At 27.9% G+C, this 14,748-nt stretch carries 14 protein-coding genes; 1 reads left to right on the forward strand and 13 read right to left on the reverse strand.

Features of this window, described 5'->3' with window-relative positions; genetic code table 11:
- Positions 1–277 precede the first annotated feature (277 nt).
- The 6 genes from VJI93_RS04320 to VJI93_RS04345 form a co-directional block, all read right to left on the reverse strand.
- Entirely contained in the window at positions 278–604 is a 327-nt protein-coding gene (locus VJI93_RS04320) for a hypothetical protein (RefSeq protein ID WP_323999640.1), read from the reverse strand.
- A gap of 516 nt (positions 605–1,120) precedes the next feature.
- Complete coding sequence (locus VJI93_RS04325) at positions 1,121–1,720, reverse strand: molybdenum cofactor guanylyltransferase (protein WP_323999638.1); 600 nt, start codon at positions 1,718–1,720, stop codon at positions 1,121–1,123.
- Positions 1,717–2,181, reverse strand: coding sequence for an aminoacyl-tRNA deacylase (locus VJI93_RS04330; protein WP_323999636.1), 465 nt, complete (start codon positions 2,179–2,181; stop codon positions 1,717–1,719). The genes VJI93_RS04325 and VJI93_RS04330 overlap by 4 nt, the downstream gene beginning before the upstream one ends.
- A complete protein-coding gene (gene udk, locus VJI93_RS04335; protein WP_323999634.1) occupies positions 2,168–2,803 on the reverse strand; it encodes a uridine kinase in 636 nt (211 codons plus the stop codon). The genes VJI93_RS04330 and udk overlap by 14 nt, the downstream gene beginning before the upstream one ends.
- 9 nt (positions 2,804–2,812) lie before the next feature.
- Positions 2,813–4,039, reverse strand: a complete 1,227-nt coding sequence (tyrS, locus tag VJI93_RS04340; RefSeq protein ID WP_323999632.1) for a tyrosine--tRNA ligase — start codon at positions 4,037–4,039, stop codon at positions 2,813–2,815.
- A 182-nt stretch (positions 4,040–4,221) separates the two neighbouring features.
- Positions 4,222–4,887 carry an MgtC/SapB family protein gene (locus VJI93_RS04345; protein ID WP_323999630.1) on the reverse strand — a complete coding sequence of 222 codons (666 nt, stop codon included), beginning with the start codon at positions 4,885–4,887 and terminating at the stop codon, positions 4,222–4,224.
- Positions 4,888–5,089: 202 nt separating this feature from the next.
- Between VJI93_RS04345 and VJI93_RS04350 the strand changes: the two genes are divergently transcribed.
- The gene (locus tag VJI93_RS04350; protein WP_323999628.1) at positions 5,090–5,467 is read left to right on the forward strand and encodes a hypothetical protein; all 378 of its coding nucleotides are present in this window, start codon (positions 5,090–5,092) and stop codon (positions 5,465–5,467) included.
- Between the two features lie 131 nt (positions 5,468–5,598).
- On the opposite strand, the gene VJI93_RS04355 is transcribed toward VJI93_RS04350, so the two are convergent.
- The 7 genes from VJI93_RS04355 to VJI93_RS04385 form a co-directional block, all read right to left on the reverse strand.
- Positions 5,599–7,632: a TcaA second domain-containing protein gene (locus VJI93_RS04355; RefSeq protein ID WP_323999627.1), complete on the reverse strand. Its 2,034-nt coding sequence runs from the start codon at positions 7,630–7,632 to the stop codon at positions 5,599–5,601.
- A gap of 24 nt (positions 7,633–7,656) precedes the next feature.
- Positions 7,657–9,405, reverse strand: coding sequence for an oligoendopeptidase F (gene pepF / locus VJI93_RS04360; protein WP_323999625.1), 1,749 nt, complete (start codon positions 9,403–9,405; stop codon positions 7,657–7,659).
- 115 nt (positions 9,406–9,520) lie between these two features.
- On the reverse strand, positions 9,521–9,844 hold the full coding sequence (locus VJI93_RS04365) for a DsrE family protein (RefSeq protein ID WP_323999623.1): 324 nt from the start codon (positions 9,842–9,844) through the stop codon (positions 9,521–9,523).
- Positions 9,845–9,852: 8 nt separating this feature from the next.
- Entirely contained in the window at positions 9,853–11,253 is a 1,401-nt protein-coding gene (locus VJI93_RS04370) for a peptidoglycan D,D-transpeptidase FtsI family protein (RefSeq protein WP_323999621.1), read from the reverse strand.
- Between the two features lie 9 nt (positions 11,254–11,262).
- Entirely contained in the window at positions 11,263–12,522 is a 1,260-nt protein-coding gene (locus tag VJI93_RS04375) for an FtsW/RodA/SpoVE family cell cycle protein (RefSeq protein WP_323999620.1), read from the reverse strand.
- Positions 12,515–13,021, reverse strand: coding sequence for an FHA domain-containing protein (locus VJI93_RS04380; protein WP_323999619.1), 507 nt, complete (start codon positions 13,019–13,021; stop codon positions 12,515–12,517). Before VJI93_RS04380 ends, VJI93_RS04375 begins: the two co-directional genes overlap by 8 nt.
- A 99-nt stretch (positions 13,022–13,120) precedes the next feature.
- Complete coding sequence (locus VJI93_RS04385; RefSeq protein ID WP_323999617.1) at positions 13,121–14,641, reverse strand: ATP-binding cassette domain-containing protein; 1,521 nt, start codon at positions 14,639–14,641, stop codon at positions 13,121–13,123.
- Positions 14,642–14,748: the final 107 nt, after the last annotated feature.

The following is a 14,748-nucleotide window of genomic DNA, read 5'->3' on the forward strand; positions in this document are numbered from 1 at the left end:
GGAATGTCTCCTATTGATTATAGATTACATTCCTTTGAATAATTTATTTAACTGTCCGTGTTTTTGGGTTCAGCTCAAATCGTCATTAATCTTTTTTTATATCTAATAATAAAAATATTATTTAATAAATATATTTGTTCCTATTTCTCTAAGAGCCATATATATTATTTAATTGAATTGATATAACTATAGTAGAAATTATAATAGAAAAAGCTATCAGTATTCTACCAATTAAGGCATATTTATCTCTTTTCCTCATAAACTATCTCCATTAAAATTAATATAAACTAAATTTACCTTTATCACTTATAGGTAATCTATAATAAACTGTTCCTCCACTCGTATAAGATTTTGAAAAACCTAACATGTATAAATTGATGCCAATAGAGTCACTTTCCGATTTTGAAATCTTAGCTAACAATGTGCCACTATATGCATATGAAACTGGATATCCATTGGATTTCCATGTACTTACTGATTTATTTTCTATTTCCATAATTGAAATCGGATTTATTATTCTAAGTCCACTTCCATAAACATCTAGTATTTCTCTAAAACTTCCATTTATATATAAATCAACATGAACATTCACTTCTAATGCCATTTTGCCAATATACTTATGTCTACTAAATATATAGTTCAGTATGTTCTCTCCTATTTAATGCTATCTCTTCAATCTTTTCAAGTAATTTACCAGAATATCTATCAAATATTTTTGCTATTTTTCTAATATTTCTAGTTTCATAAACTACATGTCATTTTTCGAAATCATATCTATCATCTAAAATTTTCAACTTAGTGAATTCTATATTTAAAAGTTTCTTTTCGCTTGCACTTAATATATTATGAATATTTTAAAAAATATCCCAATAATAAAAATCAATACAAATTTTGAAACATTTTTTTATTAAAAATAACATTTCTCATTAAACAAATATCAATTTAAACTAACACATAAATAAATTTCGTATCTCCATTTTTGTACCTACTAAAATTATAATATACCATTCCCGTTTTTCCTCCTAATATGACTACCAACTCAAATTTATTCTTTTTCAATATGATTATATCGTCTTTTAAATCTTTTGTTAAATAAATAAAATGACGATAAAAATCATCATTAATCACTTAATTTGTTCAATAATTTCTTTTTAAATTCTTCCAGTTCCTTTATAGTATTTAAGTTTTCAAATATATTTTTCTTATCAAAAATTTTCCAATCTTCATATTTTAAAAATTTAAAATTATTATCTTCAATAAATCTTACAAATTTTCTATTATCTTTTATCAATTCTTCTCTTAAATTTTCTTTTAAAGAATTTTTGTAAATTCCATTCATTGGTAATATTTTTCCTTCTTCCGAAAGACAAACTAATCCGTCAAAATTTACATCCAATTTTGAAATCAAAAATTTAATGAATTTTTCATCCATATTAGGCATATCACATGCTGTCAAAAAAGAAAATTGACTATTAGAATAACAAAGTCCACTATGAAGTCCAGCCATTGGACCTTTCTTGTAAAAAATATCCCTAACAACTCTAACTTTTAAATCTTTGTAATGCTCTTTATTATTTGAAACGACAACTATATCATCAAAAATATTTTTCAGGACTTCTATTGAATTGTGAATTAAATATTTTTCTTCTATATCTATATATTCTTTTGGAAAAGTCATTCTTATAGAATTTCCACCTGCTAGTATAATACAATTTATCATTGTTCTGCCACCAAATCAGTAAAATCCGCATCACAAAAGTTTGCAAATTCAACAGGATTTACTATAATTGAATTTCTAACCTTTCCTGCACTTACAAGAAATTTTTCCATATTCTTTGCAGTTTCATCAAAAACAGTTTTAAATTTTGTCTTCATGCCAACAGGACTACATCCACCATGAACATAACCCGTTAAAGGCTCTAAGTCTTTTTGTAAAATCATTCTAACACTCTTTAATTTTAAAAATTTACTTACCTTTTTTAAATCCAAATGAGCATCAATCGGAATAACACAGACATAATGATTTTTATCACTTCCCTCTAGGACAAGTGTTTTAAAACAAATATTTCTATCTATTCCAATTTCTTCAAATTCTTTGTCTTCTTCTCTAACTACAAATTCATATTTTATTTTTTTACTATCTAAAATTCTACATACATTTGTCTTACTATTTTTTTTCATTTTTATCCAAAAAAGTCTTTAAATGTTGAACCAACATCTGTATTGCTGGAGTATTTTCTCCCCCACGAGGAATAATTATATCAGCATGTTTTTTGCTCGGCTCAATAAATTCTTCATGCATTGGTTTAACCGTATTTTGATATTGAGTTAAAATACTTTCTAGACTTCTTCCTCTCTTTTTTGTATCTCTTAAAATTCTTCTAATAAGTCTTTCATCGGCATCGGCATCTACATAAACCTTTAAGTCCATAAGCTCTCTAAGTTTTGGATCTTCCAAAATTAAAATACCTTCAATTATTATTACAGACTTTGGATATACTCTTAAAGTTTCTTTACTTCTAGTATGCATTGTATAATCATAAATCGGTAAATCTACTGCTTTTCCTGATTTTAAAATCTTTATATCCTCAATAAGTTTGGAAGTTTCAAAAGACTTCGGATGGTCATAGTTTAACTTTGCCCTTTCTTCTAAAGTCTTGTCATCATTTGCCCAATAATAAAAATCATGGCTAATCATAACTATTTCGTCTTTAAATTGTTCTTTCAACTTTTCAACAATAGTGGTCTTGCCAGAGGCAGAGCCTCCTGCAATCCCTACAACATAAATATCTTCTTTTTTCATCAAAAACTCCTATAAAGCAATTACTCTATGATATATTTTTTTACCTTTTTTAATAACAATTTCTTCTAAATTAAGAGAAACTTTTGTATTTGTATCTGTAATTTTTTCTCCATTTAAAGAAATTCCGCCTTGTTCTATAAGTCTTCTAGCTTCTCCATTAGACTTTGAAAGTTTACAAGTTCTGATTAAATCTAAAATTCCTATTTCTTCATTTTCAAAATCTGATTTTTTTATTTCAGTTGAAGGCATATTTTCATCTAAAAGTTCTCCACTAAATAATGCTCTAGCTGTTTCCAATGCTTTTTGTGCCTTTTCTTCTCCGTGAATAATCTTAGTTACTTCAAAAGCTAAAATTTCTTTAGCTTCATTAATTTTTTCATCCTTATATTTCCCTAATTCTCTACATTTTTCAGTTGGTAAGAAAGTTAGCATTAGTAAGAATTTTTCAACATCTCTATCATCAACATTTCTCATATATTGGAAAAGTTCATAAGGAGAAGTTTTTTCTTCATCCAACCAAACAGCACCCTTTTGAGATTTCCCCATTTTAACACCATCAGCAGTTGTTAAAAGTTTAAAAGTCATCGCATAAACTTTATCTTGTTCAAGTTTTCTAACAAGGTCATATCCACCGAGAATATTACTCCATTGATCAGAACCACCTAATTGTAATTTACAACCATGTTTTCTGTAAAGGTACAAGAAATCATAACTTTGCATTAACATATATGAAAATTCAAAGAATGTAAGACCCTTTTCCATTCTATTTTTATAAGCATCACAAGTTAACATTTTATTTACACTAAAATGAACTCCCACTTCTTTCATAAATTTTATAAAATTTAAGTCTAAAAGCCAATCCTTATTGTTTTCTATTATAGCATTACCATCTGAAAAATCTATAAATCTTGAAAGTTGTTCAAAAAATCTTTGTGCGTTATAATTAATTTGTTCTTCGGTCATTACCATTCTCATATCGCTTCTTCCTGAAGGGTCTCCTATCATTGTAGTTCCACCACCCAAAAGTGCAATTGGAATATGACCATAGTTTTGCATTCTCTTCATAACCATAATTTGAATAAAATGTCCGATTGTCAAGCTATCTGCTGTTGCATCAAAACCTACATAAAACTTTACTCTTTCCTTAGACAATAACTCCTTTAATTCATCTTCATAAGTTGCCTGTTCAAAATATCCTCTATCGACAAGCTCTTCAAAAATATTATTGTATTCCATAAAACCTCCTATAAAAAAAGACCTAAAACTGTGAAAGGACGACTTATCGTGGTACCACCTTTCTTCGCATAGGCCTCATATTGTTTAAGCACAATTACTTTTGAGCTCCTGTGTTGTAAGCACAATCAACGCCCAGTATTAAATATTGAAATAATTATATAAAAAATAGTCAAAAAAGTCAACTACATTTCTATCTTCTTAACTCTCTCATCATCAAAAATTAAATCTTCTAAATGTTCTCTTTCAAAATCTAAAGGAACAACAGTATGAAATTTAACTATCACAGATTTACTTTTCTTTAGGATTTCTACATTTTGAATTTCAAGTTTAAATCTTTCTAAACAATTTCTAATTTCTCTAATGGTATTAAAACTATCTTCTAAACCTATCTCAAATGTTATAGTCAAATGATCCTTATTTAGAAAAGTATCTTTATGCATTAAAATTTGAACAATTACAATTAAAAGAGTTCCAAAAACCGCAACTGCATAAAGTCCTGCTCCCATGGCAAGTCCAATTCCGGCAGTAGCCCAAACTCCTGCAGCAGTCGTAAGTCCATTTACAGCATTATTTTTTATAAAAATAAGTCCAGCTCCTAAAAAGCCAATCCCAGAGACAACTTGAGCTGCAACACGAGCCGCATCGTATTCATCTACATCAAAAAATCCATATTTAGAAACTATAATCATAAGTGCAGATGCCAATGCAACTATTGCATGAGTTCTAATACCCGCTTCTTTATTTCTACTCTTTCTTTCAAAACCGATTATTGCTCCCATAGAGGTTGCAAGAATCATTTTTATCAAAAATTCTAAATTTTGATAAATTATTCCCATATCAATATTCATATAATTCTCCTAACTGAGTTTTACTAATTTAACTATATATTCTACTAAAAAATTCTCTTTTCATTATTAAACTAATATACTATTATCTTATAATTATATCATATTTTCACAAAAATTATTAGTCTTTTATTTATTATTTTTTATGATATAATTAGTTTATAGTGCAAAAGCACTAAATATAATATTGGAGGTGTTCAATAACATGAAAAAATTTTTAAAAAGATGTTTTATTATTACTTTAGTTACTTTAATTTTTTGCTCTTGTTCAGCAAAAGGAGTAAAAATAGAACAGCTAAGCGGTAAAGCTTTCGTCTCAAAAGAAAAACTTTTTATTATTAAAGAAAATAAAAATAATGAAAATTCTTCCGATTCAAAAAAATATTACTTAGTTTTATATGAAAAAACAAAATCTGGTGGTGCTGGTTATATGGTATATGAAAACGCAAAAATATCAAAAAAAGATGGAAAAGAATTTATTACTGCTGATAATTTGAATATGGATTTGGAAATAATAAATGACAAAACCATAAAAGACACAAAAAATAATGTTGAATATGAAGAATATACAAAAGAAGAATAGTCTATTAATTTTGATTAAATTAAGTAAGATAAAAATTACAGAAGATATACAAAAACAAAAAGCTTAAAGCTCATCTAATTTACTTAGATGAGCTTTTGTATACTTTATAAAATTATGTCAACATATTGTTTTTATCTTGCAATCATATCTTTTGATATGTCAACACTTTTTATATTATTTCTCGTAATTGTTCTTGTAGTAAAACCCCAAATGTTACTGTACCAATTTTTCTTTTGTTTATCATAGATAAAATGGAACCCTACTCTAGATTCTACAGGAGTTATTGATGACAGTTGTGGTGGTTTACCATTTTTAGGATAAGTTGTTTCTTGAACTAATAAATGTCCACCTATATACATTTCATAAGTATCCCCATATTCTCTTATATCGAAAGAATTAAGATCAAATTCCATTGAAGGATAACCTCCAACATATTCTCTTCCACTATTTATCAATGATTCCACTCTTCTTTTTTCAACTTGTAAAGATGGATCTATCATTGTAGTTAATAAACTTGCATCTTTTTTCCCTCTTGATTGAACATCTTCTCTTAATAATTCAATAGTTCTGGCGATTGCAACATTCAAAAGTCTTTTATCTGCAAGAGGTGTACTTACATTTATTTTTCTTTCTCCCTGATAAGTAACCCCTTCAGAAATTGTATATCCCCAAGGCATTTTAGTTACAACTTTTAAAATGTCCCCTTTCTTTATATTTGTTCCTGATAATTTGTTAAATTCTTTTACAGTTAATTCTGTATTTTTATCATTTACAAACAAAATACTATTTTCATCTCTTGTTACAATTTTAAATGAGCTTTCTTTTGAATTCGTATCAAGTTTTTCAACTTCGTTGGCTAATTGGTAATCAGTTCCAGCTCCATAAGAAACAGTTTTAACAGTTGACTTTTCATCATAGAAAAGAGAAAATTCTTCTTTTAATTTTACATTGTTATCATAATAAAAAACTGTATACTTTCCTGGAAATAGCTCATATTCTTTATCTGAAACGGCCTCTTCTTTACCATTTAACAAAATAGAAGTTTGTACCTCTTCATTTTTTTCTACTTTCAACTTTATCGGATCTAAATGAATTTTATAATCATCAAAAAGCCCTAAAACTTTTCCACTTTTTTGAAGTCTAACAGGTCTATCGCTCTTATAGTTTTCATCCTTTTTCAAATTTTCAGCATCTTCTTTAAGCCACTTTTTAATTGTAGCTAACTTTGTTTCGTCTTCTTCAAACATAGATATAAGATATTCTGCCTGTTCTTTATCTATAACTTTTCCGTTGAAAACAAAGTTTGAAGTATAAAATCCGATTTTTTTAGACTCAACTCCTGATAAAATACTTGGAAGTTTAACTCCAAGAGAGTGATATGCTTTAAGCCCAAAGAAACCAACTACTGACATTGCCAAAAGCATTGTAAATGTAAAAAGTATCTTTAAAATCTTTGGAACTTTTGGCATATCATATTTATTTACTTCTTTTTTATCTTTATTTTCTTTTGGTTTTGAATTTTCCTTAGTTTTAGGATTTTCCTTAGGCTTAGAATCTTCCTTTGATTTTAAGGTTTCGTCAGCCTTCTCAGTTTCTTTTGGCTTTTTGGCTTCTTTTTGTTCAGTACTTTCTACTGACTTTTGAGAAATTTCTTTTTCTGGAATTTCTTTCTCTTCACTCTCAGTATTTTCTAAAACTTCTAGTTTTTTTTCTTTATTTTTCCCCTTATTTTTATGTTTAGAGGATTTACTTCCTCTACGACGTCTTTCATGTAGAGGAACAACATTTCCATAAATAAGTTGAAGTCTTTGTGTTTCAGTTAAAATTTCATCTTCTTCGTTATTTTCTTCTTTATTCTCTTTTTCTTTTTCATCCTCTGAATTTGTTTTTGATTTTTCTTCATCAGTTGAAAAAGTATGGTCTTCCACTTCTGAATTGATAAGATTTGATTTGAAATCTAAGTCTTCAACTTTATCGGCTTCTTGAATTCTATCAGCCTCTTTTTCTTTAGTGGATTCGAGAACAACTTCTTCAGAAATTTCTTTTTCGGAATAATCTTCTCTCCATTGAGAATAGTCGGATAAAATAGATTTATCAAATCCTCCCTCTGAAAAATTTGAAGAATTTTTTTCAATTTTATTCTTTTTTTTCTTTTTCTTAGACACGAAAAAAACCCTCCTTAAATCTTTCTACGCTTCTAATTCTTTTTCAAGTTCATCAACCAAGCCTTTGAAAACATCAAGAGCTTTATTTATAGAATTTTTATCTTCCATATCTATTCCTGCTGATCTTAATTGTTCTATCGGTTGATGCCTACATCCGTCCTTTAAAAAGTTTCTATAGCTCTTTAATGCTTCCTTATCTCCTTTAATAACTCTGCTTGATAAGAAACTTGCAGCACAGAAACTTGTTGCATATTTATATACGTAGAAATTAGTGTAGAAATGAGGAATTCTTGCCCATAAATAACTAGCTAAATCACTCTTTTCAACATTTTCTCCGTAATATTTGTCATTTAATTTGCTCATAATACTTGTGAAATCATCGGCAGTTAAAGCGTTCCCAGCTTCAACTTCTAAATGTGTATTCTTTTCAAATTCAGCAAACATAGTTTGTCTAAATACCGTTCCGATAAACATATTGATATAATAGTTTAAAATATAAATCTTTTCTTGTTTATCTTTAACATTTTTCAACATATAGTCTAATAGAGTTAATTCATTAAAAGTTGATGCAACTTCTGCAACAAAAATCTTATATTGTGCATATAAATAGTCGTTATCTGATTTTGAATAATAACTATGCATTGAATGTCCAAATTCATGAGCTAATGTAAACATACTGTCTAAAGTATCAGTATAATTCATCAAGATATATGGGTCTGTATCATAACTTCCCCACGAATATGCTCCACCAGCTTTTCCCTCTCTTGGATAAACGTCAACCCAACAATCATCAAAACCTCTATTTAAAACTTCAATATAATCTTCTCCCAAAGGTTTAAGACCTTCAGTTATTAATTCTCTAGCTTTTTCATAAGGGTATTTTTGATTAAATTCTTTTTCTAAATTGATAGAAACATCCCACATATATTGTTTATCTTTCTTTAAAGCTTTCTTTCTCAATCCATAATATTTATGAAGAGACGGCAAATATTCTTCTATACTTTCTATCAATGAGTCATAAACTGTTTCAGGTACACAATCTTGGAATAATTCCATATATCTAGCTGAAGGATAATTCTTAACCTTAGCAAGTATTGTTAAGTTCTTAATCGCACTGTATAAAGTTGTAGCATAAGTATTTTTAAACTTTGAAATAGTTCCATACATTTTATCAAATGCTTCTTTTCTTACTTCTTCATTTTCATCTAAAAGAAAAGTATTGAAATTTGCAGGAGTCAATTTTTCGTCATCTTTGCTCCCAATTTTACCATAATCCATATCAGCAAAACTTAACATATAAAATGAATTTTGACCCGTTCCCATCATTTCACTACAATTTGCAAGAAGTTTTTCTTCATCTGCACTTAAAGTGTGAGGTTTTAGTCTTAAAATATTTTCAAAATGTACTCTATATTTTTCGTTATCTCCCTCTTTGTAAAAGTTTTCTAATTCTTCATCGGATAAACTCATTAAGAAAGGATCGAAAAATGCCATAGCAGAACCTGCTCTTGTTCCCAAAGAATTTACTTCCAAAGCTAGTTTTTGAGATTCGGGAACCCTACTGTCCTCATCTCTTTTCATATATGAATAAGTAAATAATTTTTCCAAAAGTCTATTTGCCTTTTCGGATAAATCCATAATATTTTTTAAGTTTTCAATAGATTTTTCTTCTTTTAAAAGTTTTTCAATAAATTCATCACAAAGTTTTATCTCTGCTCTGGCTTCATCAGAATTCTTGTAAATCTTTTCCAAAGACCAATTATATTTTCCCATCATGCCCTCCAAATAAAAAAATTAAAATTTCACACATTAATTTTACCATTTTTTTCACTTTTTATCAATATTATTATAAAAAAAGAATGTTTGCACATTCTTTTTCAAATAAATTTTATTCTATTGTATATTCAATCCAACCCTCAGATTTCCTCTTAATTACTTCTCCAATTCCTGCTGACACTATTTGAATATTTTTTTGCTCATAATTTGGTTTTAATCCGTTTAGAGCATTTTTACAGAGTTTAACTTGTAAACTTTCGTCTTTAAAAAACTCATCTTCTTCTAAAAAATGTGTAACAACATTACCTGCACAAACAATTTCTATTTCGCAAGTATCACCCATTTCTTCACAATATTTTCTGTAATTTATAATTTTTGCTTTTAATTTATCTATAAGTTTTAATCTTTCAATTCTAAATAGTACTTTATAATTCATACCTACTCCTAATATCCAAGTTCTATTGCTTTATTTACAAGTTTTTTTACAAGAGGAATCATTTCAAGTGCTAATTTATTTTCCTCTTCAAAAAATGCTGTACAAACAATTTTAGGATTATCTGCTGGATAAAAAACTGTTACCCAAGAGTGAATTTTATCCTTTGTTTTTTCGGCAGTTCCTGTCTTACCAGCAACTTTTTTTCCTTTTACAAATCCAACGAAATTCTTATCTCCTGAGGATTTCAAATAATCTTTCATAGCATCCATTATTTTTTTATCAGCAACTTTTGATAAAACTTCAGGTGTAGTCTTTTCGATTACTTTCCCATTAGGATCTAAAATTTCACTTACAATATGAGGTTTCATCATATTTCCACCATTAGCAATTGCACTTGTATACATTGCGACATGCAATGGAGTAACCAAGTCTTTACCTTGTCCAAATGCTGCAGTTCCAAGTTCCAAAGCAGTAGTTTTTTCATTATATGGAATTGGAGAAATGGCAGTTTTTAACTCAAAAGGAATTTCTTGACCAAACATAAATCTTTTACTTATATCAATCATTGAATCAACACCAATTTTTTGTACTTGATCAGCAAAATAAGTGTTTGATGATTTTACCAAAGCTTTTCTCAAATCTATATTTCCATTAGCTTCCTTAGCATAGTTATTTATTTTGTAATGGTCAATAGTTGTTGACCCCTTATCATTGTAATTCAAATCTTTTCCACTGAGTTTTTCAAGTAATGCTGTTCCTGTTATTAATTTATAAACAGACCCGGGTGTGAAAAGTCCGGATGTACTTCTCGCTAAAAGTGGTGCATTTTCTTCATCTGCAATAATATTTGACCAATTTGATTCTATTGTATTTGGATCAAAAGTTGGTCTATCAGCCATTGCTATTATTGAACCAGTTTGTGGATTCATCAAAATCATTGACCCCTTATGTCCTTCTAAAAGAGAAAGTGCATATTTTTGTAATTCAGTATTTGTAGTCAATTTTACTGAATTTCCCTCTTTTTGGTCAACTAAGATTTTCTTTAACTCTGCAATAGGAGTTTTATCCTGTTTATTTAAAAGGGTTGTATTAAATTTCTTCTCAATTCCAGTCTTTCCGTATTTTTTACTATTATATCCGACAATATGAGCATAGGCTTCCCCATAAGGAAAATATCTAAATTTATCTCCCTTTTCATCGGTTTTAGTTTCCGCTAAAATATTTCCTTCAGAATCTAAAATATTTCCTCTTTTTAATTTATTATCATCAACCCAATTTCTTTTATTATCTTCAGAGTTTTTAAGTTTATCCGCTTTTGCAACTTGAAAATAAGTCATATATCCAAGAATTAAAATAAACAATAAACTTATAAATGTTAAAACTCTTTTATATCTTTTTGTTTCAATCATATTATCCTCCTATATATTTTCTTCAGAGGCATACTGTAAAATTCCCAAAGCAATAAAACTTGAAAGAATTGAAGAACCTCCATAACTGACAAAAGGAATTGTAATTCCTGTTAGTGGAATAAGTTTTAAAATTCCTCCGAACATTATCAATGACTGAAAAGCGAAAATTAATGAAAGACAAAAAGCTACATATTTGTAGAATTTATTATGTTGTGCCATAGATGTTTTTAAGCCTCTGTATGTTAAGATTAAGAACAACATAACTACTCCCATTCCCATTAAAATTCCCATTTCTTCACAAATACTTGCAAATATATAATCACTTTCTGCAAAAGGAATATAATCCGGTCTTCCAAGTCCGAGACCTCTACCGAAAAATCCACCACTTGCAATTGCATAGAAACCTTGAATTATTTGATAGCCCATACCATCGGCATATTTAAAAGGATCTAGCCAAATTTTTACTCTGACCTTAACATGAGTAAACAAAACATACCCCAAAATTGCTCCAAAAGAAAGAACTAAAAGATTCGCAAGTATATACTTTCTATGTGGTTCGTACATATACTGTGCAAAGATAAAAACTCCTGAAAACACAAGTACTGTACCTAAGTCTTTTTGTAAAAATAGAAAGCCTAAAAATGTGTAGAAAAAGAAATGTAAACTATATTTTTTAAAAACATCTCTTTCAAACTTTTCTCTATTTTTATAAAAAGCAGCAATAAGGAAAACAAAAGCAATCTTTATAAGCTCAGATGGTTGGAAAGCAAAATTTTTCCCCAATCTTATCCAGTTTTTTGCCCCATTAATTCTACTGCCCAACAGGAATGTTGCAATAAATAAAAGATATGAAATTCCAGCATAAAAATAATACATTTTGCTCCAGATTCTTATATATTTTAAAATTAAATATATAACCCAAAAGGCTACAATTCCAATACAAAACCAAATAATTTGTCTATATGCCAATTTATTATTCAGCCTGTAAATTTCTAAAATTCCAATAGAAAAAAGCATATTTGCAATAAGCATTATATAATAATCGCCCCTAGTAAACTTTTGTACCAATTTCCCTGAAATATATACAAAACCAATCAAAGCAATCATAAAATACAACTTAGTTTTGTCAAAATTTGCAAAATCCCTAGCCATGATTAGAAATAATCCTAAAATTTGAAAGAATAACAAAAGTCCTTGAATACTCTTTGTGCTTACATGGGAATTTACAGTTAAAGTTCTAAATCTTGACATTAATTTTTTACTAATCATCATCAACTTCCTCATTTACAAATAAGAACTCAATTCGACCAACATCAATCAAATCCTTATCTTTAAGTTCAATGGCCTCTGTAATTGCTTCCCCATTAAGCAAAGTTCCATTTGCAGAACCTAAATCTTCAATATAATAAATTCCATCTTCTTTAATAATTCGCATATGTTTTTTAGAAATAAATTTATCATTTATTACAATATCATTAGAGTCTCCACGACCCAAAGTTGTCTCATTATTTATATAATAATGTTCGTGAACTTTAAAAGGCAGACTTTCCTTTCTGTTTATAAGTTTTAAATAGGTATTAGAAATTTCACTCATTTCACTTGTTGTGCTAATATCAAAATATATCATTTTTATTATATTATATATAAAATAATAGATAATAATTACAAAAATATATTTAAAAATAATTGCCATTAAATCATATAGCTTTAAATTTCCAAAGGTTTCAACCGAAAAAATACCCTCCAAAACATCAAAAATCTTATCCATATATCCCCCTGTATTTATGTTAGAGTCCTACTTTATTAGTCTTTATTTTACCATAAATACAAAAAGTAGTCAAAATTTTGCTTATATGCCTTCTCCCTTTTAAATTACAAATTCCAATCCATTTTTGTTAAGCCTATATACCTTATCACAAACCTCATTAATATATTTTTTATCATGAGAAACTGAGATTATTGCTCCTTTATATGATTTTAATAATTTTCTGATTTCAACTGACGAAAAAGGAGATAAATTTCTTGTAGGTTCATCTAAAATCAAAACTTCAGGATTTTCTAAAATCATTTTTAAAAAGTAAATTTTCGCCTTTTGTCCTCCGGAAAGTGATTTTAAATTATGAAACATCTCATCAGCAGTAAACTTCATTGACCCTAAAAATGTTCTGATTTTTGTAGTCTCTTCCTTTTCGTAAGTCTTACTCAAATAATCTATAATACTCATATCAACATTCATCTTATCGTCATAATTCTGTGGCATATAAGCAATCTTTACATTTTTCTTTATATTTTCCAAAATTATCTTTAAAAGAGTTGTCTTTCCTATTCCATTTTCTCCGATTATACAGATTTTATCAGTACCAAATACCTTTAACTCTATATTTTCACTCAAAATTTTAGAACCGATGACAAGTTTTTGCAAATTCAAATCTAAAATTTCCTTTTTTGAAGAATAATTAACAGCTTCATCAAATTTTACAAAAATAGATTCTTCATAATCGGGAAAATCAAGTAAATTCTCCTTTTCTTTTTCAAGTCTTCTCCCGATAGACTTTACAGTATGCATTTTATCTTTAAGATTTCTTCCTATTAAATCGTCTTTTGTACTCCTTATCTCATGTTGTACTCTCTCATAAACTTTTTGATATCTCTTTACCTTCCTATCAAATTCTTCTCTTTGTTTTTTTGCAATTCTTTCCTGTCTTTCAATAGTATTTCCTCTATTCTCAACATAATTTTCATAATCCAACTTTTCAATTGAAATCTTTGGCTTTTGTTTTCTCATAAGCTGTTCAATATGAATAATTACATTTGCACAATTTTCAATTAAATCCTCATCATGAGAAATAAATATTATTGGAATATCAGTATTCTTTATAAAATTCTTAAGCCATTCAATAGAATTTATATCCAAATCATTACTAGGCTCATCCAATAAAAGACAAGTCGGCTCCTTCATAAGTTCACAAAGTAAAATATATTTAATTCTTTCTCCACCTGATAATTCACTTATCCTTTGCTTTTCATTTATTAAATTTTCATCAAAATTTAACTCTTTTAATAATTTGTAAAATAAATTGTAGTCAAAAAATTCCTCTTTAATCTTATTTTCAAGATATTCTTTCGTTGAAAAATCTAAAATATTTGTTTCAAAAATCTGTGGTAAATATCCAATAACTTCATTAGACTTATTTATATCTCCAATTATTTCAGCATATTCTTTTAAGCCCTCATCATCTACTATCGCCTTTAAAATGCTGGACTTTCCATTTCCCTCTTCTCCAATTATACAAACTTTCATTCCGTTTTCTAAAGAAAAACTAAAATTTTCAATTACTGTTCTTAAATCTTTCACTAAATATATCGTTAAATTTTTTATACTAAGCATATATCCTCCTAAATTAAGCCACAAAAAAATGGCAATCCACTTATTGCCATTTCAACATTCATTTTGCAACTCAAAAAGGAGTTCTAAAAAGAACACAAAAAGGAATG

This window comes from Parvimonas sp. M20, assembly GCF_035282425.1.
Classification (GTDB): Bacteria; Bacillota; Clostridia; order Tissierellales; family Peptoniphilaceae; genus Parvimonas.